At 45.5% G+C, this 22,124-nt stretch carries 24 protein-coding genes; 17 read left to right on the forward strand and 7 right to left on the reverse strand.

Features of this window, described 5'->3' with window-relative positions:
* The first annotated feature begins 66 nt into the window (after window positions 1-66).
* Window positions 67-909, forward strand: a complete 843-nt coding sequence (iolI, locus tag SB24_RS10410; RefSeq protein WP_039255002.1) for a 2-keto-myo-inositol isomerase — start codon at window positions 67-69, stop codon at window positions 907-909.
* 2 nt (window positions 910-911) lie between these two features.
* Window positions 912-1,784, forward strand: a complete 873-nt coding sequence (iolJ, locus tag SB24_RS10415; protein ID WP_033574313.1) for a 6-phospho-5-dehydro-2-deoxy-D-gluconate aldolase — start codon at window positions 912-914, stop codon at window positions 1,782-1,784.
* 313 nt (window positions 1,785-2,097) lie between these two features.
* On the opposite strand, the gene SB24_RS10420 is transcribed toward iolJ, so the two are convergent.
* The 3 genes from SB24_RS10420 to SB24_RS10430 are packed head-to-tail and all read right to left on the reverse strand — an operon-like array spanning window position 2,098 to window position 4,516.
* Window positions 2,098-2,832, reverse strand: a complete 735-nt coding sequence (locus tag SB24_RS10420) for an ABC transporter permease (protein WP_012118839.1) — start codon at window positions 2,830-2,832, stop codon at window positions 2,098-2,100.
* Window positions 2,833-2,849: 17 nt separating this feature from the next.
* Window positions 2,850-3,608, reverse strand: coding sequence for an ABC transporter permease (locus SB24_RS10425; RefSeq protein ID WP_012118838.1), 759 nt, complete (start codon window positions 3,606-3,608; stop codon window positions 2,850-2,852).
* Window positions 3,605-4,516 (reverse strand): ABC transporter ATP-binding protein, encoded by a 912-nt coding sequence (locus tag SB24_RS10430; RefSeq protein WP_033574314.1) that lies wholly within the window; start codon window positions 4,514-4,516, stop codon window positions 3,605-3,607. The genes SB24_RS10425 and SB24_RS10430 overlap by 4 nt, the downstream gene beginning before the upstream one ends.
* Before the next feature lie 221 nt (window positions 4,517-4,737).
* On the opposite strand from SB24_RS10430, the gene SB24_RS10435 reads away from it, so the two are divergent.
* From SB24_RS10435 to SB24_RS10465, 7 genes are all read left to right on the forward strand, one after another.
* Window positions 4,738-5,460, forward strand: a complete 723-nt coding sequence (locus SB24_RS10435) for a response regulator transcription factor (RefSeq protein ID WP_031379171.1) — start codon at window positions 4,738-4,740, stop codon at window positions 5,458-5,460.
* Complete coding sequence (locus SB24_RS10440) at window positions 5,457-6,896, forward strand: sensor histidine kinase (protein WP_015418565.1); 1,440 nt, start codon at window positions 5,457-5,459, stop codon at window positions 6,894-6,896. The genes SB24_RS10435 and SB24_RS10440 overlap by 4 nt, the downstream gene beginning before the upstream one ends.
* A 149-nt stretch (window positions 6,897-7,045) precedes the next feature.
* Window positions 7,046-7,735 (forward strand): two-component system response regulator YxdJ, encoded by a 690-nt coding sequence (gene yxdJ, locus SB24_RS10445; protein ID WP_015418564.1) that lies wholly within the window; start codon window positions 7,046-7,048, stop codon window positions 7,733-7,735.
* Window positions 7,732-8,709 (forward strand): two-component system sensor histidine kinase YxdK, encoded by a 978-nt coding sequence (gene yxdK, locus SB24_RS10450; RefSeq protein WP_015418563.1) that lies wholly within the window; start codon window positions 7,732-7,734, stop codon window positions 8,707-8,709. Before yxdJ ends, yxdK begins: the two co-directional genes overlap by 4 nt.
* Before the next feature lie 143 nt (window positions 8,710-8,852).
* On the forward strand, window positions 8,853-9,626 hold the full coding sequence (gene yxdL / locus SB24_RS10455) for an ABC transporter ATP-binding protein YxdL (RefSeq protein ID WP_007614823.1): 774 nt from the start codon (window positions 8,853-8,855) through the stop codon (window positions 9,624-9,626).
* The gene (yxdM, locus tag SB24_RS10460) at window positions 9,601-11,469 is read left to right on the forward strand and encodes an ABC transporter permease YxdM (RefSeq protein WP_031379169.1); all 1,869 of its coding nucleotides are present in this window, start codon (window positions 9,601-9,603) and stop codon (window positions 11,467-11,469) included. Before yxdL ends, yxdM begins: the two co-directional genes overlap by 26 nt.
* A 13-nt stretch (window positions 11,470-11,482) precedes the next feature.
* A complete protein-coding gene (locus tag SB24_RS10465; RefSeq protein ID WP_004393256.1) occupies window positions 11,483-11,830 on the forward strand; it encodes a YxeA family protein in 348 nt (115 codons plus the stop codon).
* A 39-nt stretch (window positions 11,831-11,869) separates the two neighbouring features.
* On the opposite strand, the gene SB24_RS10470 is transcribed toward SB24_RS10465, so the two are convergent.
* Window positions 11,870-12,832: an iron-hydroxamate ABC transporter substrate-binding protein gene (locus SB24_RS10470; protein ID WP_031379168.1), complete on the reverse strand. Its 963-nt coding sequence runs from the start codon at window positions 12,830-12,832 to the stop codon at window positions 11,870-11,872.
* Window positions 12,833-12,961: 129 nt separating this feature from the next.
* On the opposite strand from SB24_RS10470, the gene SB24_RS10475 reads away from it, so the two are divergent.
* Window positions 12,962-13,354, forward strand: a complete 393-nt coding sequence (locus SB24_RS10475) for a hypothetical protein (RefSeq protein WP_007407824.1) — start codon at window positions 12,962-12,964, stop codon at window positions 13,352-13,354.
* Between the two features lie 50 nt (window positions 13,355-13,404).
* On the opposite strand, the gene SB24_RS10480 is transcribed toward SB24_RS10475, so the two are convergent.
* Entirely contained in the window at window positions 13,405-13,767 is a 363-nt protein-coding gene (locus SB24_RS10480) for a hypothetical protein (RefSeq protein ID WP_007407823.1), read from the reverse strand.
* A 160-nt stretch (window positions 13,768-13,927) separates the two neighbouring features.
* Window positions 13,928-14,314 (reverse strand): hypothetical protein, encoded by a 387-nt coding sequence (locus SB24_RS10485; RefSeq protein ID WP_007407822.1) that lies wholly within the window; start codon window positions 14,312-14,314, stop codon window positions 13,928-13,930.
* A gap of 110 nt (window positions 14,315-14,424) precedes the next feature.
* On the opposite strand from SB24_RS10485, the gene SB24_RS10490 reads away from it, so the two are divergent.
* From SB24_RS10490 to SB24_RS10520, 7 genes are all read left to right on the forward strand, one after another.
* A complete protein-coding gene (locus SB24_RS10490; protein ID WP_007407821.1) occupies window positions 14,425-14,844 on the forward strand; it encodes a lipocalin family protein in 420 nt (139 codons plus the stop codon).
* On the forward strand, window positions 14,834-15,358 hold the full coding sequence (locus SB24_RS10495) for a hypothetical protein (RefSeq protein WP_033574315.1): 525 nt from the start codon (window positions 14,834-14,836) through the stop codon (window positions 15,356-15,358). Before SB24_RS10490 ends, SB24_RS10495 begins: the two co-directional genes overlap by 11 nt.
* Before the next feature lie 68 nt (window positions 15,359-15,426).
* Window positions 15,427-16,239 (forward strand): sugar-phosphatase, encoded by an 813-nt coding sequence (gene yidA, locus SB24_RS10500; protein WP_015240895.1) that lies wholly within the window; start codon window positions 15,427-15,429, stop codon window positions 16,237-16,239.
* A gap of 70 nt (window positions 16,240-16,309) precedes the next feature.
* On the forward strand, window positions 16,310-17,251 hold the full coding sequence (locus SB24_RS10505) for a DNA-binding transcriptional repressor DeoR (RefSeq protein WP_007407818.1): 942 nt from the start codon (window positions 16,310-16,312) through the stop codon (window positions 17,249-17,251).
* A gap of 90 nt (window positions 17,252-17,341) precedes the next feature.
* Window positions 17,342-18,010: a deoxyribose-phosphate aldolase gene (gene deoC, locus SB24_RS10510; protein WP_033574316.1), complete on the forward strand. Its 669-nt coding sequence runs from the start codon at window positions 17,342-17,344 to the stop codon at window positions 18,008-18,010.
* Between the two features lie 92 nt (window positions 18,011-18,102).
* Window positions 18,103-19,284, forward strand: a complete 1,182-nt coding sequence (locus SB24_RS10515) for a NupC/NupG family nucleoside CNT transporter (protein WP_004393280.1) — start codon at window positions 18,103-18,105, stop codon at window positions 19,282-19,284.
* A 27-nt stretch (window positions 19,285-19,311) separates the two neighbouring features.
* Complete coding sequence (locus SB24_RS10520; protein WP_015418556.1) at window positions 19,312-20,613, forward strand: pyrimidine-nucleoside phosphorylase; 1,302 nt, start codon at window positions 19,312-19,314, stop codon at window positions 20,611-20,613.
* Between the two features lie 39 nt (window positions 20,614-20,652).
* On the opposite strand, the gene SB24_RS10525 is transcribed toward SB24_RS10520, so the two are convergent.
* Window positions 20,653-22,071, reverse strand: coding sequence for an amino acid permease (locus tag SB24_RS10525; protein WP_033574317.1), 1,419 nt, complete (start codon window positions 22,069-22,071; stop codon window positions 20,653-20,655).
* Window positions 22,072-22,124 lie beyond the last annotated feature (53 nt).

Here is a 22,124-nt window from a genome sequence, read left to right on the forward strand (position 1 = left end):
GCGGGGCAAACAAGCCCTCCTGCCGGACTCCCTTCATATCGAAAACCTTGGATGGGAGAGGCTGACATGAAACTTTGCTTTAATGAAGCGACTACGCTGGAGAATTCAAACCTGAAACAGGATTTAGAACTGTGCGAAAAGCACGGCTATGATTATATTGAAATCCGCACAATTGATAAGCTGCCGGAATACTTAAAAGACCATTCACTGGCCAATCTGGCGGAATATTTTCGAACCCATCACATTAAACCGCTTGCCCTGAACGCACTGGTTTTCTTCAACAACCGTGATGAGAAGGGCTATAGGGAGATCATTTCAGAATTCAAAAGCATGATGGAAACCTGCAGGACGCTCGGCGTGAAATATGTGGTGGCCGTGCCGCTTGTGACAGAGCGGAAAATCTTGAAAGAGGAGATCAAAAAGAGCAGCATAGAGGTGCTGACTGAGCTTTCGGACATCGCGGAGCCGTACGGCGTAAACATTGCCCTTGAATTTGTCGGCCACCCGCAATGTACGGTCAATACATTTGAACAGGCGTATGACATCGTGAACGCTGTCGGCCGCGATAATGTCGGACTGGTGTTTGACAGCTTCCATTTCCACGCGATGGGCTCCAATATTGAGAGTTTGAAGCAGGCGGACGGAAAGAAAATTTTCATCTATCATATCGACGATACAGAAGACTTTCCGATCGGCTTTTTAACGGATGAAGACCGCGTCTGGCCTGGACAGGGTGCGATTGACTTAGACGCCCATCTGTCAGCGTTAAAAGAAATCGGATTCAATGATGTTGTCTCCGTAGAGCTGTTCAGACCTGAATATTATAAGCTGACTGCGGAGGAAACGATCAAAACGGCAAAGGAAACAACGGAAGCCGTCGTATCAAAATACTTCATGAAGGAGGCGTGAACATGGCTTTTGTCACCATGAAACATCTTCTTGCAGAAGCGAAACGGGAGCATTATGCAGTCGGCCAATTTAATATCAACGGCCTCCAATGGACAAAGGCGATTCTGCAAGCGGCACAAAAGGAGCAATCGCCAGTCATCGCCGCGGCTTCCGATCGTCTGGTCGACTATTTAGGCGGCTTTAAAACGATTTCCGCCATGGTCGGCGCGTTAATGGAAGAAATGGCGATTACCGTTCCCGTCGTGCTCCATCTTGATCACGGAAGCAGTGCGGAACGCTGCAGACAGGCCATTGACGCCGGATTCAGCTCAGTGATGATTGACGGCTCCCATCAACCGATTGATGAGAACATCGCGATGACAAAAGAAGTCGCCGATTATGCCGCTAAGCACGCCGTCTCAGTAGAAGCAGAAGTCGGCACGGTCGGCGGCATGGAAGACGGGCTGGTCGGCGGGGTCCGCTATGCCGATGTCGCCGAATGTGAGCGGATCGTCAAAGAAACCAATATTGACGCGCTGGCCGCCGCCCTCGGCTCCGTCCACGGCAAATATCAAGGTGAACCGAATCTCGGATTTAAAGAAATGGAGGCTATCTCCCGCATGACTGATATTCCCCTCGTTCTTCACGGAGCATCCGGGATTCCGCAGGATCAGATCAAAAAAGCCATCACGCTCGGCCACGCGAAAATCAATATCAACACGGAATGTATGGTCGCCTGGACAGACGAAACACGCCGCATGTTTCAGAAAAACGGTGATCTGTACGAACCGCGCGGCTACATGACACCCGGCATTGAGGCCGTGGAAGAGACAGTGCGAAGCAAAATGAGAGAGTTCGGATCAGCCGGTAAAGCCGTAAAACAGCAGGTCGGCTGATGAAAAGCACTCACAACATCGTGAGTGCTTTCGTCTTTCCGTTTATGTCCTTCTCGCGTTTCACCAAAGTATCACAATCAAATCAACCTGTTCATCTTTACAGGCTCTTTCAATCCAAGCGAATTGTATACAGCTTTTGCCCCCTCGTTTACTATAGTTATGAAAACTAGAATTCGTTATTATCCTTTTCTTTATCGATGACGTCGGTAACTTTCTTTTTTGTTAAAATAATCTATAAGTCATGTCTTTGTCTTTCGCAGTGATTTCATTATTACCTTGTCTCGAATTCTCATAAGTTTATACCGCATATACCCTACGTAAGGTCTCGTTTAGTAAAATTTCTTATTCCGTAAACCAGGAGACCGAGACATGTTATTACCATAATTGAGTAAAATAGGAAGTTTGATTGAATCGGTGATTCATCTTCGGGTGACATTGCTAACATAGGCTGTGTCCATGGATATACTTGACCTAATGGTGTACTGGCAATAATAATGGCCGGTAATGTAAAAACAATGCTAACAGCGAGTGGTATGCCAAATGTTTTAGACCTGATTGAAACAATAAGCTGCAATAAAATTAATGGTAAACAAGCTAAGATCCCTCTAATTCCATAACCTAGAATTGTAAGTAAAGGAAGACTCCCGCTTATGCCTAACATATAACCGAATCCAATAAATAAGAGGATTAAAATGAACATACTAATGAATATCATGCGGACCACTGTCAGAAACTTTCCCAGAAAGATATCTGAGTGTTTGACTGGTAAGGCTAGAAGCTGTTTCCAACCGCCTCCTACATGTTCCCCCCTGCAAACAAGGGCGGCGAAAATTCCCACTACGATAGGCAATACAAAAGGGCCCATAAATAAGGCAACTTGTGTCCAAGCCTCTACCCAGGGATTGTCTCCAGGATTCATAAAAAGGTTATAGTTTTTAATAAAGTTCGTGTATGCCAGGGATACACCTAACAAAGGCCCTAATAAATAGATGATCCATAACTTTGATCGCTTAAGCTTTAAACGTTCTACAAATAAAATGTTTTTCAAGTATTTCGCCTCCTTTTTTACAAAGCATCCCGTTTAGCAAAATGAATAGAGCCTAGAAATAATATAATTATCCCTAAGAAAAGGCTAATGCAAAGGTAAGATGAAAGATCTGGGTTATATCCTATACCTTCATACTGCAGAATGACTGTCGAAGATTGACTAGGATAAGCCAGCGGAAACCATCTCGTTGATTGAGCAGCTGCCAAAAACAAACCCATTATAGATGATATTGATCCTACAAGAATCGAGAATGCTTGGTTGCTAAACACCATAGATAACCATATCTGGAATGCCATTATAGGCAGTACTGTAACTAACATGCTGTAACTATCTCCAAACAAAAGTCCCCAAGGTACACTACCTTCGAATCCTACCAGTTTGCCCAGCAGTACCATGCCGAGCAAGAAGATTGTTGACGAAATAAATAAACTGACTACTAAGCAAATAAATTTACTTACATAAATTCGCATTCTAGATACGGGAAAAGAAAGGGTTTGCTTCCATCCGTTTGCTTGATGTTCTATATTTGCTATTATTGACGCAGAAAGTGTTGCGGCTAATGGAAAACCCAGACCAAATAACAAACTGTTATCATACAGTAAATACATCCACATTGATCCAGCATGGAACATTTCAGCTTGTTTTTCCACGTATTCAGATCGATAAGTAAGATTTACCAACTCATATGCTATAATGAGTAAGGGAACCAATAAGACTACAATCAATAACGACGAACGTTTCAGTTTTAATTGATCTGCCCACAATAACTTTTTCATAGACTTCCCTCTGTACCAGTTAATTCTAAAAAAATATCCTCAAGCGATCGTGTCTTTTCTTCAAGTCGAAATACAGACAGCCCTGAATGAAGAAGTATGGAATTGATTTCTGAAACAAATTCCGGTTCTGTTTGAGACAGCCACAAATAATTTTTTTGTAAATCAACCTTTAATCCTTTCCTGTTTAGTATTGTTTTTGCTTCGATTACGTCACTAACACCGACTTTTAATAGTGGTTTTCGTTTTTGATGTAAACTTGCAATCGAGTCCTGAAAAATCATCCTTCCATTGTTGATAATTCCCACTTGAGTAGCCATTTGGTCTATTTCACTCAATAAGTGGCTGGATACAATAACACTCATTCCCGATTTAGGCAATTCTTTAATTAGCTCTCTTATTTCTTGGATACCGGATGGATCTAAACCGTTTGTCGGTTCATCCAGAATTAATAAATCAGGACTGCTTAACAGGGCAACTGCAATTCCCAAACGTTGTTTCATTCCAAGGGAATACTCCTTAGTCAGTCGATTTGCTACTCTAGATAACCTTACAGTTTCCAATACTTCATTGACCCGTTGTTCCGGAAGTCCTCGTAACCTCCTAACAGCTTCTAAGTTTTCGTAACCTGTTAAATTACCATAATAAGTTGGAGATTCTACCAGTGACCCGATTCTTTGCAATATCTGCAAACGATTCTTGTTTAGGTTTTGGCCAAAGATTTCGATGTTTCCTTTTGTTGGTTTAATTAAACCTAATAACATTCGGATGGTTGTTGTTTTACCAGCACCATTCGGTCCAAGAAAACCATAAATTTCGCCGCGCCTAATCCTTAAGTTTAATCCATCAACTGAAGTATGCTTTTTATACTTTTTAGTTAGATCGTGTGTTACCACTATTTGATCATTCATTTGTCTCTCACCTCACTTTTATCATAAGCGATGTTCTTTAAACACAAACGAAACTCTTCCTAAACATTCACTTAACGACATCCCTGGTTTATTGACTGCATATAGTAAAATTGATTATTTGATAAGAATATTCTGAAATCTAAATAAAAGCTAAATTCTTTCCTTTTCTAACTCTTATGTATTCGATTTCATTTAAAATGAGAAAAAAAGGAGGGTAACTTATGACGTTAGAAGAGAACAAAATCCTCATGGTGGATGATGACGAACATATCTTAAACTTATTAATAACTTGCTTTGAAAAGGAAGGTTTCAGCAATATTTCCACAGCTATGACAGGGAGCGAAACCCTTCTGAAAATCGATCAGGAACTTCCAAATATTATTTTATTAGATGTCATGCTTCCGGACACTGATGGCTTCACCTTATGCAGCAAAATACGCTCCCATACAAATGTGCCGATACTCTTCTTAACAGCAAAAACAACAGATTTAGATAAATTGCAAGGGTTTAGTTTTGGGGGAGATGACTATATTACTAAACCATTTAATCCACTAGAAATTGTAGCTCGTGTAAAAGCCCAATTAAAGAGAATGACTCAACTCTCTACTTCTTACCCTCTAAAACAGGTATACGATTATGAATATTTTAAAATAGATCCCAATACCGGCAGACTTGTTGTTAACGGGACAAGAATCGATTGCCCTGCTCAGGAAATGAAACTTCTGATTTATTTCTGTGAACATCCCAATCAAATTTTAAGTAAACACCAAATTTATAAAGATGTGTGGGGGGAGTTTTACGGCGGAGATAGTACTGTAATGGTACATGTAAGACGATTACGTGAAAAATTAGAGGAAGACCCGAGCAGACCAAGATGGATTAAAACGGTTCGAGGACAGGGCTATATATTTGAAGCAGAGCCTATAGATGAGGATTTATTGTGAAGCTGAGAAATAGGATAGCATTTTACTTCGTATCGAGACTTTTTTTACTCATGTTTATTTGGGGTCTGCTCATGGTGGGCAGTATCATATTTTTCAGCCTCGTCTTAGGTCAGAACAAAATGGAAACGCCGCACTTATCCTTAAAAAAAATTGTTGACCAAACAGTTGTTGCAGATAAACAATTTTCAATAAATACGAAAGCAAAAGAAGATTTATTAGAGAATCGGATGTGGATTCAAATTTTAGATGAACAAGGAGATGAGGTTTTTTCTTTTAATAAACCTAAAAATATACCTAAGCATTATATTCTTGGAGAATTAATATCAGATTACATGTATCCTGCCAAAAAAGGTTATCAATTATCTACGTGGTACGAAACGAAAAACAATCAGGATTTAACATGGGTATTGGGAAAGCCGATGGAAAAAAATAACCCTTTTTTCTATTGGGTGAATAACTTGTGGATTGTTTCTATTATGACGGCAGGAATTGTAATTGCAATATTTTACGGAAAAAAACTAGGTGCTCCCCTGCTGTTTATTGTATCTTGGATTGAGAATTTGTCTAAAGAAAAATATGAAGAACCTTATGATCGGAAGTTTCATTCAAGCAAATATAGACATAATAAATCTGGATATAAGACCTATCAAGAATTAATGCAAGCTCTGTCTGAACTTACCTCAACGCTTCAAAGGAATAAGGCTGAGAGAGAGTTATTGGAAAAAACAAGAGAAGAGTGGATGGCCGGTGTCTCACATGATTTAAAAACCCCTCTTTCGGTTATTAAGGGATATACGGTTCTTTTATCTTCAAATGAATATGAGTGGGAAAATCAGCAAGTGCGTGATTTTTCCTTAATAATGGAAGAACGTGTCGAATATATGGAAAAGCTGATTGAAGATTTCAACTTAACTTTTCAATTGAAAAATGAGTCGCTTCCAATCCATCTTGAAGAAAAAAACGCAGTGAAAGTAATTCATGACACTTTAGAAAAAATGAAGTTGCTACCGGAGTCAGAAAATAAGAGATTCGCTATAGAATCCAGTCACAATAAGATACTTTTTAATATGGATGAAAGGTACCTAAAGCGCGCAGTTGAAAACCTGATTGCTAATTGTATTAAACATAATCCTCCGGGCACTAAAATAAAGGTCATATTATATCATGACGTGTTACATGACAATGAAATACAAATTGTAATAGAAGACGATGGAATAGGAATGGACGAAGAGACGGTTGAATGTTTATTTGATCGGTATTTCAGAGGGACAAGCGCTTCGTCAAATAACTCAGGGACTGGATTAGGAATGGCTATTGCTCAACAAATTATCAAGGCACATGGGGGAAATATTGATATATATAGTCAGCCGGGAATTGGCACAAGATTTAAAATTACCTTTCCGAGTCCGCCATCTAAGTATAACAATGTCAATTAAAAATAATCGATCTTACATTGAGAAAGGGAGAAGCGGGTCTTTTATAAAGGCCCGCTTTCTCATGTTGCAGAGAACCGATGAAAGCATTATGATGGGGGCATCAAATAATGAGGGCTCCGAAAAGCCGTATCCTTTTGGAGGATGGTTGCATGAATAAAATCATGATTGTGGAAGACAGTGAAGACATTCGCGGACTATTGCAGAATTACCTTGAAAAATACGGATATCAAACGGTGGCCGCCGATGATTTCACGGCTGTTCTTGATGTTTTTTTGCGGGAAAAGCCTGATGTTGTGCTGCTTGATATCAATCTGCCGTCTTATGACGGCTATTATTGGTGCCGCCAGATCCGCCAGCACTCCACAAGCCCGATCATTTTTATCTCTGCCAGAAGCGGGGAAATGGATCAAGTGATGGCGATTGAAAACGGCGGAGATGATTATATCGAAAAACCGTTTTCCTACGATATTGTGCTGGCGAAAATCAAAAGCCAGATCCGCAGGGCATACGGAGCGTACGCCGCCAAGCAGGGAGAGAAAGTGGTTGAATATGCCGGTGTGCAGCTCTTTGTGGAACGGTTTGAACTGCGCTTTCAGGACGAAAAAAGCGAGCTTTCTAAAAAAGAAAGCAAGCTTTTGGAAGTGCTGCTGGAGCGGGGAGAAAAGGTGACGGGAAGAGACCGGCTCATGGAAAAAACGTGGGACACCGACATTTTCGTCGATGATAATACGCTTAACGTGTATATCACGCGGCTCAGAAAAAAACTGCGGGAGCTGAATGCGCCTGTTTCCATTGAATCGGTGCGGGGCGAAGGCTACCAGCTGAGGGCGCTGTCATGAAGCTGTTTCTCCGGTCTCATGCCGTGCTGATTCTGCTTTTTCTCCTTCAAGGGCTGTTTGTCTTCTTTTATTACTGGTTTGCGGGTCTTCATTCTTTTTCCCACCTGTTTTACATATTGGGCGTGCAGCTTCTTATTTTGGCGGGATATCTTGCCTATCGCTGGTACAAAGACCGGGGTGTGTATCATTGGCTCAGCTCGGAGCAGGAAGGGACGGACATCCCGTATCTCGGTTCTTCAGTGTTTTGTTCAGAGCTGTATGAAAAGCAGATGGAGCTGACCCGGATGCAGCACCAGAAGCTCCATGAGACCGAAGCCAAGCTGGACGCGCGGGTGACGTATATGAACCAATGGGTGCACCAAGTAAAAACGCCGCTGTCGGTCATTAATTTAATCATTCAGGAAGAGGATGAGCCCGTCTTTGAACAAATCAAAAAAGAGGTCCGGCAGATTGAATTCGGGCTGGAGACGCTTCTTTATTCTTCAAGGCTTGACCTGTTTGAGCGGGATTTTAAAGTTGAAGCGGTTTCCTTATCAGAGCTTCTCCAATCGGTCATTCAAAGCTATAAACGATTTTTTATTCAATACCGCGTCTATCCGAAAATGGATATTCGCGATGATCATCAGATTTACACCGATGCGAAATGGCTCAAATTTGCGATCGGCCAAGTGGTCACAAACGCGGTCAAGTATTCGGCAGGCAAGAGTGACAGACTTGAGCTGAATGTCTTCCGCGATGAAGACAGGACGGTGCTTGAAGTCAAAGATTACGGTGTCGGCATTCCCTCGCAAGATATCAAGCGGGTGTTTGACCCTTATTACACCGGCGAAAACGGACGGCGTTTCCAAGAATCTACGGGAATCGGCCTTCATCTCGTCAAAGAAATTACGGGCAAGCTCAATCATACGGTGGACATCAGCTCGTCCCCCGGTGAAGGGACATCGGTCCGATTTTCATTTCTTACAAAAATGTAAGGCTGCGTTAAGAAAACAACATAGCTCGTTCTGTTTCCCCTTGATAACATGGATTTATGTCAAGGGGATTTTTATGTTAAATGCCCCGGCACTACATGAAAGCAGCCCAAACCAACAAGAATAAAACCATAAGGAGGATTTTCATGGCGAATATGCTTGAAGTCAAACATATAAATAAAACCTATAAAGGACAAGTGTCCTATCAAGCTTTAAAACAAATTTCGTTTTCAATAGAAGAAGGCGGGTTCACGGCGGTGATGGGACCGTCCGGCTCCGGAAAAACAACGCTTTTGAATATCATTTCAACGATCGACCGGCCGGATTCAGGCGATATCCTGATTCACGGAGAAAACCCGCACCGGCTGAAGCGGACAAAGCTCGCTCATTTCCGCCGCAAGCAGCTCGGATTTGTGTTTCAGGATTTCAACCTTCTGGACACACTGACAATCGGTGAAAATATCATGCTGCCGTTAACGCTTGAAAAAGAGGCGCCGTCTGTCATGGAAGAAAAACTGCACGGCATCGCGGCAAAGCTCGGAATTGAAGACCTGCTCAACAAACGGACGTTTGAAGTATCCGGCGGACAGCGCCAGCGGGCCGCCATCGCAAGAGCGGTCATTCATAAGCCGTCACTCATTCTGGCCGATGAACCGACGGGAAACCTTGATTCCAAAGCGTCAAAAGACGTCATGGAAACGATGCAGAGCCTGAATCAGGATGATCATATCACGGCTTTGATGGTGACCCATGATCCGGTTGCGGCAAGCTACTGCCGCCGCGTCATCTTTATAAAAGACGGCGAACTGTTTAATGAGATTTACCGCGGGGAAAACCGCCAAGTCTTTTATGAGCAGATTCTTGATGTGCTGTCTATGCTGGGGGGAAACGCAAATGACCTTTCTTCAGTTCGCTTATAAAAACGTCACGAGAAACAAAAGGGCCTATCTTGCTTTCTTTTTAAGCAGCGCTTTTTCCGTTTTGATTTTCTTTACCTTTGCGATGTTCCTGTTTCATCCGGCACTAAAGGAAGGCTACCTGAATAACATCGCCAGAAAAGGCTTAACCGCCGCGGAATGGATGATCTTTGTTTTTTCTTTCTTATTTGTTCTGTATTCGGTTAACGCATTTTTGAAATCGAGAAATAAAGAATTCGGCATCCTGCTGATGCAGGGCATTACGCCGGTGCAGCTGAGAAAGCTCATTACGGCGGAAAACATGATCATCGGCGTCATGTCGATCGCAGCCGGGATTATCGGAGGCTTCATTTTTTCGAAAACGTTCTTTACGGTCGGCGCTTATATTTTAGAAATGGACGCGCTGCCTCTGTACATGCCTTGGAAAGCGCTCGGCATTACGGCCGGCGGATTCCTGCTCTTATTTTTCCTTTTATCGCAGTTCACGATCCTTTTTGTCAGATCAAATACGGTGATCAAATTAATAAAGGGCACTGACAAGATCAAGCCGGAGCCGAAGCCGTCCGTGCTTCTGTCTATATTCGGCATCGCCTGCCTGTGCGGCGGGTACGGCATGGTCCTTAAAGGCAATGTCCACGGGACTCAACCGTTTATCATTTTACTGCTTACCGTCATCGGCACGTATTTCTTTTTCAGCCAAAGCAGCATCTGGATTCTGCGCGCGCTGAAGAAGTGGAAAACCTTTTATCTGCGCGGGAAAAATGTCATTTGGGTTTCTGATCTTGTTTATCGTTTAAAAGACAACGCCCGCCTGTTCTTTATCGTCAGCATTATTTCCGCGGTAGCGTTTACGGCGACGGGCGTGCTCGCGATGTACAAATCGACCGTCGGGGCGGAAGAGTCCGCTTATGAGATGGAGTATTTATCTTACAGCAATAATCCAAAAGAACAGACTCATTTGAAAGATATTGACCATGAACTGAAAACACACGGCTTTACGTATAAGAAAGACAAAATAAATGTTTCCTATATTCGCTATCAGGAAGGAGATACTGTTCCGCCTGTTTACATGATCAGCGAATCGGATGTGTCAACATACTTCCATGTCAAGCTGAACGGCCTGAAACATGATGAGGCTGTCTATTTTCCGGGTACGTATGACCGGAATTTCAAAAACAAAGCACCGGATCAGCTGAAGCTGCTGAACCAAAAAGGCAAGCCGTCTGACCAAAAACTGACGGTAAAAGAAGTCGAAAAACCGCTGATTTCATTAAATGCCATCATCGCGGTGAACGATCAAACCTTTGATCAGCTTAAATCACTCGGTGAAAAAGCGTCATTATACGGCTACAGCTATGATCATTGGAAAGACAGTCTTGGGATCAGCCAATCCTTGAAAAATGAGATTTACGGCAACTATATCGACGTGCATTCTGATTTTATGGCAAAAGCCGGGACGTACTATGATACGGTGCAGCTGCCGAGCCTGAGTTTATTTATCGGCCTGTTTATCGCAATTGTATTCTTTGTCGCGGCAGCAAGTTTCTTATATTTCAGGCTGTTCACTGATTTAGATGAGGACCGGGAGCGCTACCGATCATTGGCTAAAATCGGCCTGAGTGAGCGTGAAATGGCACAAAGCGTGACGATACAATTGGCGATTCTCTTTTTCTTTCCTTTCGTCATTGCCGTCATGCATACGCTGTTCGCTTTGAGAACATTGGCCGTGGAAGGCTATTCCGATGTAGCGGGGCCGCTCAGTCTGACCATCGGAGGGTTTTTCATCTTTCAGCTTCTGTTCTTCCTCACAGTGCGGTCAAGCTATTTGAAAAAAATGAACAAGTAAGGGGAGTGCACAGATGAAAAAAGCATTGGCAATCCTGGCCGTCTTGGCGGCCGCTGCCGTCATATACGGACTTCTCTTTTTTCATAATGATGTTACAGACAGATTTAATCCGTTTATTCACCAGCAAGATGTTTATGTACAGATTGATCGAGATGGCAAACATCTTAGCCCGGGCGGTACTGAGTATACATTAGACGGATATAACGCATCCGGGAAAAAAGAAGAAGTGACCTTTTTCGCCGGGAAAGACCTTCGGAAGAACGCGTATTTGAAGGTGAAGGCGAAAGGAAAGTATGTCGAGACCTGGGAAGAAGTCAGATTTGAAGATATGCCGGGCTCCGTACAGTCAAAGTTAAAGTGAACATGAAAAGCGGCACAGTGTCATGACTGTGCCGTTTTTTTATTTTTTATTTTCTTCAGCCCGTTTGATCAGCATGTCGGTGATGATATCCATCTGTTTGCTGACGGCAATCGGGTCATACGGATAGAAGGTGTTGAAATCGTTGATAAAGACACGATTGTGTTTTACGGCATCGAGATTTTTCCAAACGGATGAATCTTTCAGACGCTCAAATGTTTTGCTTTCTCCATTCGGATTGTAATCAGTAATGAACATATAATCAGCCGCATATTGAGGGATGACCTCTTGGGAAACCTGTTTCATGGCGCCTGTTTTCATGATGTTTTTTTCAATTTTGGCCGGCGCTTTCAATCCGAGCGCGTTATAAACGGCTTGGCCGCCGCGGCCGGAATTGTCATTGAAAATCCAGATTTCGCCTTTATCCGTCGTTTCATAAAGGCCGACTGTCTCGTCTTTGCCGATCACGTTTTTGAGGCGCTTTTGATTCGCTTCGGCTTTTTTGTTGAAGTCTGCCATAAAGCTTTTGGCTTTATCCTTCGCCCCGGCAATGTCGCCGAATAGGCTGACCGTATCTTTCGTATTCTTTGCGGTGTTAAAAGGAATGACAATCGTCGGTGCGATTTTCGATAGTTTCTCGTATTGGTCTTCCTTCATCAGCACGATTAAATCAGGCTTCAGCTGCATCACTTTCTCCACATTGACGGGATTGCCGATGTCAGTAATGTTTTTCAGCTGTTTTTTGATAAACGGATTTTTGAAAGTCCATGAGCCCGCCCCCACGACATTTGCGTCAACGGACAGCAGCTCACCTGCATAAAAGTCAGTGACGATCCGTTTCGGATGTGCGGGTATGTCAATATTTCCTTTTGTTGATTCATATGTACGCATGTCTGTCTTTCCTTTGCCTGATGCCGATCCGTTGTTTTCCTTCGCGCCGCTGCAAGCGCTTAATGCGAAAACAAGCAGAAGTGCCAGGCCGATCAGCCATGATTGTTTCTTCATAATGATCCCCCTATTTCAGTGATAATGATTATCATTATTAATATAGCAGGAAGACGTCATTCCGTCTATGTTTTTTATAGAAAACCTTCCTTGATTATCCATGTTATAGTAGTAAAGGAGGAGGAATGAATGTTGATTACGAAAAGAGGAACTTGGTGGGAAGTGCTGCACAGCTGGTGGCTGCTGCTGACTTTCGCGCCGTTTGCGCTGACCGCTTTCTTGGCCTTTTTCTATATCGGCTACCGGGCCAAGAACAAAAAATGGCTGAAATACGGACTTATCTATTTTATTATTTTAGCAATTGCTTTTGTGCTGCCGAGCACGCCGGGCGTGTATATCGTGCTGCCTTTATGGGTCATCTCCATCATCCACGGGCTGAAAGTGCGGGCGGCTTATTTGATACAGCTTGATGTGTTTAAACAAAACGTCGAAGCAAGAGCGTTTGAAGCGGTAAGGCATGAGGCGGAAGCAAAATTCGGCGGAAAACCCGCTCATCGCATTGATCTGACAAAACAGAGATAAAAACAAATGACAAAGCCGGTATCTCGCGCTTTGTCATTTGCATGACCGGCCTATTGCTGGTATGAATGCTGCTGAAACGGTGTGTGATGCTGTGTTTGCGGGAATGAAGAAACATTAGCGTTTGCCATCGGTGCAGGCATGTGTCCGCTTACTTCCTGCTGAAGCTGATTGCACACATTCACGATTTGCTGGCATTTCTGAATGGCCGCTTCATGCCCCTGCAGCGCTTGCTGAATGGTATGAACGGCATGCTGTTCATGGTTAAGCATCTGCTGAAGCATTTGAATATTTTGCTGTTCCTGCTGGAGCATTTGCTTGTACTGCTGACTGCTTTGCTGTGTCTGCTGAATAAGCTGCTGTGCTGTTTGGCGGCATTGCTGCAGCTGATTTCCGCTGTATTGGTTTTGATACATCATGAAGACCTCCTGGAGTGATTGATTTTACACATTTATCATGTGAAAGAATAGGAGAGGCATTCATGCAAGAAAAGGATTCAAATATTTACCTGTTATGTACAGAGCGGAATACAAGGCTCGGGATGGCCTGTCGAGCTTTGTATTCCGGCCCTTTTTCTCAGAAGCCGCCTTCTGTAGCGTGAAAAGGAATATTGAGTCTGTTTTCGACTGCGCGCAGGCGCTGATTTAAACGGTTTAAGCGGCGGGTATGGATTTCAATGGACTGGCTCAGCCGTCTGATCTGCTCATTCATACGCGTGATTTCCCGGTTTTGGCGCTGGTCTTCTTGTGAGAGGCGGGTGAGCTCTCTCGTTTGCTCGGCGTTTTGTCTTTCAAGCTGGGCGACTCTCCGTTCTAAACCTGTCGGCTGCCGCTCTTCGGACTGAGGGGGCGCATAATAATAGCTTTCCTGCTGCTGATACGGCTCATACTCAACGCGGTTCACTTCGTATTCCTGCTGCTGAGGGAAATAGGCAGGCGGGGTGTAGTACTGATATGGGTTCATTCATCATTCTCCTTATCTAGTGAAGTCTTTATACACTATGTAGTCAATTGCACAGTGCCACGGCATCCGCCTAAGTTACAGGCGTAAAAAAGCTTCAAAGGAAGGTGATCATGTTGCGGAACATACGGATTTTCATCATGACGGTTCTTGTTTTCGGATGCGTCATGATAACAGGCTGCTCGCAAAAGAAAGCAGACGATACCCCTTTTTATTACGGGACATGGGATGCGGGGCTGAAGCCGGGCCCGATGGACGGGGTCAGATCTGAAACCGTCACGTTTACGAAAGACAGCGTGCTGACAAAGCAGGTCATTCAAGGCCGCGGCGAGGTTGCCATGCCCTCAGATGTGTACAAGGTGATCTCACAAAACACGGACGGGACGATCGAGATTGAATACCTCGGCCATCCGCACCCCGTCAAAAGCACGTTGAAAAGAGGAAAAAACGGTACGCTCATTTGGAAGATATACGGAGAAACAAAAACAATGACAAGAATAAAAACCGGCGGGGAGGATGCACATGAGAAATAAGGCTGCCGACAGACTCGTTTTGACGGGTGTCATCGTACATATCATTCAATGGTTTTCACTGTTATGGTTATTTTTTATGCTTTTTGATCAGTTCGGGCGTTTTACCATTTACAATCCCAATGTCGTCAACGGAAGCATGCAGTCTTTTTCATTCTTTGATATGATGCGCGCTCTTCTGTTTTCCGGCACGCTGCGGAATACGCTCCTGCTGTTTCTGTTTGCGGCGCTACTCATTTACTTGTGGGTGAACGCTCTGTTTATCCTGCTGGAAATCGTTTCTTATATCATGATCAGGCGGAACAGCCGTTCATTATGGGCATACTTTCCCGCAACGATGGGAATAAAGCTTGCCCTTCTGGACATAGCGGCCGTCCCTTTCTTTGCGGCGGGGCTGATGCTCTTGAAGCAGAAAACAGATGACGGCGGCGAACAAGCTGACAAGGGGAAAAGACGGCCCCGCATCCGGAGGCAGGCCCGGTATACGAAGAGAAGGCGGAGAAACTCGTCCGTTTGATTTTTCATTGAAACGAAAAAACGATATGATGAAAGCATAAGAAGAAAAGGATACAAAGGAGATGCAGGATGTACAAGTTAATCGCAATAGATATGGACGGAACACTACTAAACGATCATCATGAAGTGACGGCTGAAGTCCGCGGGGCGCTTGATGCCGCCAAAGCGGAAGGGGTCAATATCGTCCTGTGCACGGGCCGGCCGATCGGCGGCGTGCGTCGGTATTTGGAAGAGCTGAACTTACAGGAAGAAGGCGACTTTGTGATTGCCTATAACGGCGCACTCGTCCAAAATACGTATACAAACGGTGTCGTGGCCGAGCAGTCATTAGGTTATGAGGATTTGAAGTCGCTTTACGAGCTGAGCTTACAGCTGGATACCCCGATGCATTACTTTGACACAGCCAATCTGTACACGCCGAACCGGGATATCAGTGAATACACGGTATACGAATCATACATTACGAAAGTGCCGCTTCATTTCCGCACGATCGATGAAGTGCCGAAGGATATTCTGATTCCGAAAGTCATGTTCATTGACGATCCGGACAAGCTGGAGAAAGCGATCGCTTCCATTCCGGAATCATTCAAGGAAACATACACAATGGTTAAAAGCGCGCCATTCTTCCATGAGATTCTTCACCCGAAAGTCAGTAAAGGAAACGCAGTCAAGCTGCTGGCCGAAAAACTCGGCATTGAACAGAAAGACGTCATGGCAATCGGCGATAACGGCAACGACATGTCCATGATTCAGTGGGCCGGCTGCGGTGTGGCAATGGCCAATGCCATCCCGGAAGTAAGGGAGATAGCTGATTTTGAAACGAAATCAAATAACGAACACGGCGTGGCGCATGCGATTCAGGAGCTTGTGCTGAAAAAATAGGCACCCCATCAGAGGGTGCTTTTTTACCGCGTGTTTTGGTGATATGATAAGCGGAGAGGGGAGGCGCGACATGGATCGTGAAAAACAGCAGCTCAGCATAGAAGCGGCAAAACTATATTATCAATCAGATTACAGCCAGCAGCAGATCGCCGAACGGCTTGATCTGTCACGCCCCACCGTTTCAAGGCTGCTTCAGTACGCAAAGGAAAAAGGGTATGTTCAAATTCGCGTCATGGACCCGTTTGAGGACCTGGACGAACTCGGCGCGAAGCTGGAAGAAAAATACGGGCTGCTTGAGGCGCACGTCGTCTTTTCTCCAAGCGACGATTACCAGGCCATTACACATTACTTAAGCCGCTATGGCGCAGACTATATGCATAAAACCGTAAAGGACGGCGATATACTCGGCGTAAGCTGGGGGACGACGATGTACCAGATCGCAAGCCGCATGGAGCCGAAGCAGGTAAAGAGCGTTGAAGTCGTGCAGCTGAAAGGCGGCATCAGTCATTCCAATGTCAATACGTACTCGTCAGAAACGATTCAGCTGTTCGCCGAAGCATTTCAGACCATGCCGAGGTATTTGCCGCTGCCGGTTATATTTGACAGCGCCGATGTGAAACAGATGGTCGAACGGGACAGACATATTAAGCGGATCATTGAAATGGGCAGACAAGCCAATATCGCCCTGTTTACGGTCGGAACCGTCCGGGATGAGGCGCTGCTTTTCAGACTCGGCTATTTCCGGGAAGAAGAGAAACAATTGCTGAAAGCACGCGGAGTCGGCGATATTTGTTCGCGCTTTTTTGACGAGGAAGGCAGGATTTGCAGCAGCAGCATTAACGGCAGGACGATCGGAGTCGAGCTCAGCGACTTGAAAATGAAAGAGCGTTCGATTCTGGTGGCGGGCGGCAGCAGAAAATGCAAGGCCATTCACGGTGCCCTGAAAGGAAAGTACGCCAACGTTTTGATTACCGATCAGCATACGGCCAAAAAACTCATTCAAGAATTGTGACAATTCATGAACATAATTTCAATTACCAATTTACATATGTTCAAAATTCGGTTATTCTAAACGTATCCTAGGAAAAAGGAAGTGCATACAATGTCAATTGCAAGTCAAATAGACCATACTGCTTTGAAACCGCATACACAAAAAGCGGATATTTTACAACTGATAAAAGAAGCAAAAGAATATAAATTCGCTTCCGTTTGTGTAAACCCGACTTGGGTCAAACTCGCAGCGGAGGAACTGAAAGGCACTGGAGTTGACGTTTGCACCGTTATCGGATTTCCTCTCGGCGCAACGACATCGGAAACAAAAGCATTTGAAACGAAGGATGCCATCTCAAAAGGAGCCACTGAGGTTGACATGGTCATCAATATCGGCACATTAAAAGACGGCGATGATGAAGCGGTTGAAGCTGATATCCGCGCGGTAGTTGAAGCAGCTGATAAAAAAGCACTCGTCAAAGTGATCATCGAAACATGCCTTTTGACAGATGAAGAAAAAGAGCGCGCGTGCCGCTTGGCGGTATCCGCAGGCGCAGATTTCGTCAAAACGTCTACCGGTTTTTCTACAGGCGGGGCAACGGCTGAAGATATCGCTCTCATGAGAAAAACAGTCGGACCGGACATCGGGGTCAAAGCATCAGGCGGCATCAGAACAAAAGCTGATGTTGACAGCATGATCGCTGCGGGCGCGAGCCGGATCGGCGCAAGTGCGGGCGTCTCTATCGTGAGCGGCGGAGACAGCGGCAGCAGCGACTATTAATCAGCAGTGCGGAAGCTGAAAGCTTCCGCCATCCTCTTTCTTTGTTGATGCATAAAAAATTGTAAGCGAATACAAATAAAAGGAGAACACATATGAAGTATCTCATCGGAATTATCGGAATCATTGTGTTTTTAGGTCTTGCCTGGCTTGCCAGCAACGGCAAAAAAAGAATCAGAATCCGGCCGATCGCCGTCATGCTCGTGCTGCAGCTGATTCTCGGTTATATTCTCCTCAACACCGGTATCGGGAATTTTCTTGTCGGCGGTTTTGCAAAAGGATTTAACTACTTGCTGGAATATGCATCAGAAGGGATTAACTTTGTATTCGGCGGGCTTGTGAATGCGAAACAGACGACGTTCTTCATGAGCGTGCTTCTGCCGATCGTCTTTATATCCGCTTTAATCGGAATTCTGCAGCACTGGAAGGTCCTCCCCTTCATCACGAAGTATATCGGTCTTGCGTTAAGCAAGGTGAACGGAATGGGGAAAATCGAATCTTACAACGCTGTCGCATCCGCGATTTTAGGGCAATCAGAAGTCTTTATCAGTTTGAAAAAACAGCTCGGTTATCTTACTGAACAGCGCTTATATACGCTTTGCGCGTCCGCAATGTCGACGGTCTCAATGTCGATCGTCGGTTCTTACATGATGATGCTGAAGCCCGAATACGTCGTGACGGCGCTTGTGCTGAACTTATTCGGCGGATTTATCATCGCTTCTATCATCAACCCGTACACCGTCAGCAAAGAAGAGGATTTGATCGTCGTTCCTGAAGAAGAAAAGCAATCCTTTTTTGAAGTGCTCGGTGAGTATATAATGGATGGATTCAGAGTCGCCGTCGTCGTAGCGGCGATGCTGATCGGATTTGTCGCACTCATTGCTCTGGTCAACGGCGTTTTCAATGCGGTCTTCGGCATTACATTCCAGGCGCTGCTCGGATATGTCTTCGCGCCGTTTGCGTTTTTAACCGGTATTCCGTGGAATGAAGCGGTGAGCGCCGGAAGCATTATGGCGACGAAAATGGTATCGAATGAATTTGTGGCGATGCAGACACTCTCATCCGGCGATTTCCATTTCAGTGCGCATACACAGGCAGTGGTATCTGTATTCCTTGTCTCATTCGCGAATTTCTCCTCTATCGGAATCATTACCGGTGCGGTGAAAGGGCTGCATGAAAAACAAGGAAACGTCGTCGCGCGGTTCGGGCTGAAGCTGCTGTACGGCGCAACGCTCGTCAGCTTCCTGACAGCGGCGATCGTCGGATTGATTCACTGAACATAAATGAAGGACAGGTGATAGATCATGAGAATGGTAGATCTTATTGTAAAAAAACAAAATGGAAAAGAACTGACAACAGAAGAAATTCAATTTTTCGTAAAAGGATACACGGACGGAAGCATCCCTGATTATCAGGCAAGCGCGCTGGCTATGGCGATTTACTTTCAGGATATGACAGATCAGGAGCGCGCCGATCTGACAATGGCGATGGTGAATTCAGGGGAAACAATTGATCTCTCCGCCATTGAAGGCATTAAGGTCGACAAGCACTCTACGGGCGGGGTCGGCGACACGACAACTCTCGTACTCGCACCGCTCGTCGCGGCGCTCGGCGTTCCCGTTGCTAAAATGTCCGGCCGCGGTCTCGGCCATACGGGGGGAACCATTGATAAGCTGGAAGCGATCGAAGGCTTCCACGTGGAATTGTCAAAAGATGAATTCATCAAGCTTGTGAACCGCGACAAGGTAGCCGTCATCGGACAAAGCGGCAACTTGACGCCTGCCGATAAAAAGCTGTATGCGCTGCGTGATGTAACGGGTACGGTGAACTCCATCCCGCTGATCGCAAGCTCAATCATGAGTAAAAAAATCGCCGCCGGAGCAGATGCCATCGTGCTTGACGTCAAAACGGGCGCCGGCGCGTTTATGAAAACGGATGAAGACGCCGTGAACCTCGCCAAAGCAATGGTCCGCATCGGAAACAACGTCGGCCGCCAGACGATGGCCGTGATTTCTGACATGTCGCAGCCGCTCGGTTTTGCGATCGGGAATGCCCTGGAAGTACAAGAAGCCATTGATACATTAAGAGGGGAAGGGCCTGAAGACTTAAACGAACTCGTCCTCACGCTCGGCAGCCAAATGGTCGTATTGGCGAAAAAAGCTGAGACATTGGAAGAAGCGAGAACGAAGCTGCAGGAAGTCATGAAAAACGGCAAAGCGCTTGAAAAGTTCAAAGAGTTCCTGAGCAATCAGGGAGGAGACGCTTCCGTTGTTGACGAACCGTCCAAACTTCCGCAGGCGGCGTACAAAATTGACGTTCCGGCAAAAGAAGCGGGTGTCGTTTCAGAAATCGTCGCTGACGAAATCGGCGTCGCAGCGATGCTGTTAGGCGCGGGACGTGCGACAAAAGAGGACGAAATCGACCTTGCCGTCGGCATTATGCTCCGCAAAAAAGTCGGTGACAACGTCGAAAAAGGCGAGCCGCTCGTCACCCTTTACGCCAACCGCGAAAACGTTGAAGACGTGACCGCCAAAGTCTATGACAACATCCGCATCTCAGAAAAAGCGGAAGCGCCGAAACTGATTCATACGCTGATTACGGAATAAGAGAAGAAAGGCACATACCTCATCAGTATGTGCCTTTTTTTATGGCATGGTTTTATCCAAATGAATGTCGCGGACGGATTGTTTCGGCTGTTTCTTTCTCAAAAAACGAATGAGATAGCACAGGATCATACAAGGAATTCCGCAGAAGAGGGCGATTCTTTGATTGGGATCAAATGCAAGGCCTACGCATGAAGCGAAACATAAGATCACAGCGGCGATCGGAACGAGAGGGTATAACGGTGTGCGGAAGGTCAGATCCGAGACGCATCCGCCGTTTTTCACATAATGTTTTCGAAATAACAGCTGAGACAGTGCGATGCTCATCCACACCACGACGCCGGCAAATCCGGCTATTGCCACAAGCACCACGTAGACCGTGCCCGGGGCGGCGATGCTTGAGATCAAGGATATGCAGGAAACGGCCATGCTGGCGAGCAGAGCATTCAGCGGAATGCCTTTCGGCGTGACTTTTTTGAACCGGGCGCTGATCATGTTTTCATTCGCAAGAGACCACAGCATCCGGGTGGAAGCATACAGTCCGGAGTTGGCGACCGAAAGCAAAGCCGTTAAAATCACGAAATTCATGATATCTGCGGCGTATGGGATACCGATTTGGGAAAAGACTGCGACAAACGGACTTTCAATCACACCGGCCTCCTTCCAGGAGATCAGTCCGGACAGCACAAAAATGGCGCCGATAAAAAAGATGACCGTTCTCCAGGCGACATTTCGGATCGAACGCGGAATATCTTTTGCCGGATTGGCGGTTTCACCCGCTGTAATTCCGATCAGCTCCGTCCCTGAAAAGGCGAAGCTTACGGAAATCATTGCGATGAAAACCGCAAGAAAGCCGTTCGGAAACAGTCCGCCGTGTGAGGTAAAATTCGACAGCATCGGAGCTTCACCCGAACCGTGCAATGAAATCAAACCGAACATCGCGGCGCCGCCTAAGATGATAAATAAAAGGATGGTAACGATTTTGACGCTTGAAAACCAAAACTCTGTTTCTGCAAACAATTTAACGGAGAATGCATTGGCGGCAAAAAGGAGAGCCGCGAAAATCGCGCTCCACATCCAGACGCTGCTGTGGGGAAACCAGCGCTGCATGAGGATACCGGAAGCTGTAAACTCCGATCCTACCGTCACCACCCAATTCACCCAATACATGATACCGACCATAAAACCCGTGGACGGCCCGATAAACGTTGTCGCATACGTTTGAAATGAACCGGTCACAGGCATGGCTACTGACAATTCTCCGAGACACTGCATGACAAGATACATCATCAAGCCGCCGATCAGGTAAGCGGCGATCGTCCCGCCCGGCCCGGCCTGGCTTAATGTATACCCTGTGCTCAAAAACAGCCCCGTGCCGATGACCCCTCCCAATGAAATCATAAATAAGTGCCTGCTTTTCATCGTGCGCTTTAATTGATTGCCGCCTTGATCAACATCCATCGTGATCTCCCCCTTTTTGCGTGGCGTGAGAACCTTCCGGCAGCCGAGAGCAC

This window comes from Bacillus sp. Pc3 (assembly GCF_000815145.1).
Lineage (GTDB): Bacteria > Bacillota > Bacilli > Bacillales > Bacillaceae > Bacillus > Bacillus velezensis.

What these genes read in the sequence shown, in the direction of transcription:
- iolI (WP_039255002.1), top strand. Translation starts at nt 67, where the DNA reads ATGAAACTTTGCTTTAATGAAGCGACTACGCTGGAGAATTCAAACCTG.
- iolJ (WP_033574313.1), top strand. Translation starts at nt 912, where the DNA reads ATGGCTTTTGTCACCATGAAACATCTTCTTGCAGAAGCGAAACGGGAG.
- SB24_RS10425 (WP_012118838.1), bottom strand. Translation starts at nt 3,608, where the DNA reads ATGAAAAAGTTATTGTGGGCAGATCAATTAAAACTGAAACGTTCGTCG.
- SB24_RS10430 (WP_033574314.1), bottom strand. Translation starts at nt 4,516, where the DNA reads ATGAATGATCAAATAGTGGTAACACACGATCTAACTAAAAAGTATAAA.
- SB24_RS10435 (WP_031379171.1), top strand. Translation starts at nt 4,738, where the DNA reads ATGACGTTAGAAGAGAACAAAATCCTCATGGTGGATGATGACGAACAT.
- yxdJ (WP_015418564.1), top strand. Translation starts at nt 7,046, where the DNA reads ATGAATAAAATCATGATTGTGGAAGACAGTGAAGACATTCGCGGACTA.
- yxdK (WP_015418563.1), top strand. Translation starts at nt 7,732, where the DNA reads ATGAAGCTGTTTCTCCGGTCTCATGCCGTGCTGATTCTGCTTTTTCTC.
- yxdL (WP_007614823.1), top strand. Translation starts at nt 8,853, where the DNA reads ATGGCGAATATGCTTGAAGTCAAACATATAAATAAAACCTATAAAGGA.
- yxdM (WP_031379169.1), top strand. Translation starts at nt 9,601, where the DNA reads ATGACCTTTCTTCAGTTCGCTTATAAAAACGTCACGAGAAACAAAAGG.
- SB24_RS10465 (WP_004393256.1), top strand. Translation starts at nt 11,483, where the DNA reads ATGAAAAAAGCATTGGCAATCCTGGCCGTCTTGGCGGCCGCTGCCGTC.
- SB24_RS10470 (WP_031379168.1), bottom strand. Translation starts at nt 12,832, where the DNA reads ATGAAGAAACAATCATGGCTGATCGGCCTGGCACTTCTGCTTGTTTTC.
- SB24_RS10475 (WP_007407824.1), top strand. Translation starts at nt 12,962, where the DNA reads ATGTTGATTACGAAAAGAGGAACTTGGTGGGAAGTGCTGCACAGCTGG.
- SB24_RS10480 (WP_007407823.1), bottom strand. Translation starts at nt 13,767, where the DNA reads ATGTATCAAAACCAATACAGCGGAAATCAGCTGCAGCAATGCCGCCAA.
- SB24_RS10485 (WP_007407822.1), bottom strand. Translation starts at nt 14,314, where the DNA reads ATGAACCCATATCAGTACTACACCCCGCCTGCCTATTTCCCTCAGCAG.
- SB24_RS10490 (WP_007407821.1), top strand. Translation starts at nt 14,425, where the DNA reads ATGTTGCGGAACATACGGATTTTCATCATGACGGTTCTTGTTTTCGGA.
- SB24_RS10495 (WP_033574315.1), top strand. Translation starts at nt 14,834, where the DNA reads ATGAGAAATAAGGCTGCCGACAGACTCGTTTTGACGGGTGTCATCGTA.
- yidA (WP_015240895.1), top strand. Translation starts at nt 15,427, where the DNA reads ATGTACAAGTTAATCGCAATAGATATGGACGGAACACTACTAAACGAT.
- SB24_RS10505 (WP_007407818.1), top strand. Translation starts at nt 16,310, where the DNA reads ATGGATCGTGAAAAACAGCAGCTCAGCATAGAAGCGGCAAAACTATAT.
- deoC (WP_033574316.1), top strand. Translation starts at nt 17,342, where the DNA reads ATGTCAATTGCAAGTCAAATAGACCATACTGCTTTGAAACCGCATACA.
- SB24_RS10515 (WP_004393280.1), top strand. Translation starts at nt 18,103, where the DNA reads ATGAAGTATCTCATCGGAATTATCGGAATCATTGTGTTTTTAGGTCTT.
- SB24_RS10520 (WP_015418556.1), top strand. Translation starts at nt 19,312, where the DNA reads ATGAGAATGGTAGATCTTATTGTAAAAAAACAAAATGGAAAAGAACTG.
- SB24_RS10525 (WP_033574317.1), bottom strand. Translation starts at nt 22,071, where the DNA reads ATGGATGTTGATCAAGGCGGCAATCAATTAAAGCGCACGATGAAAAGC.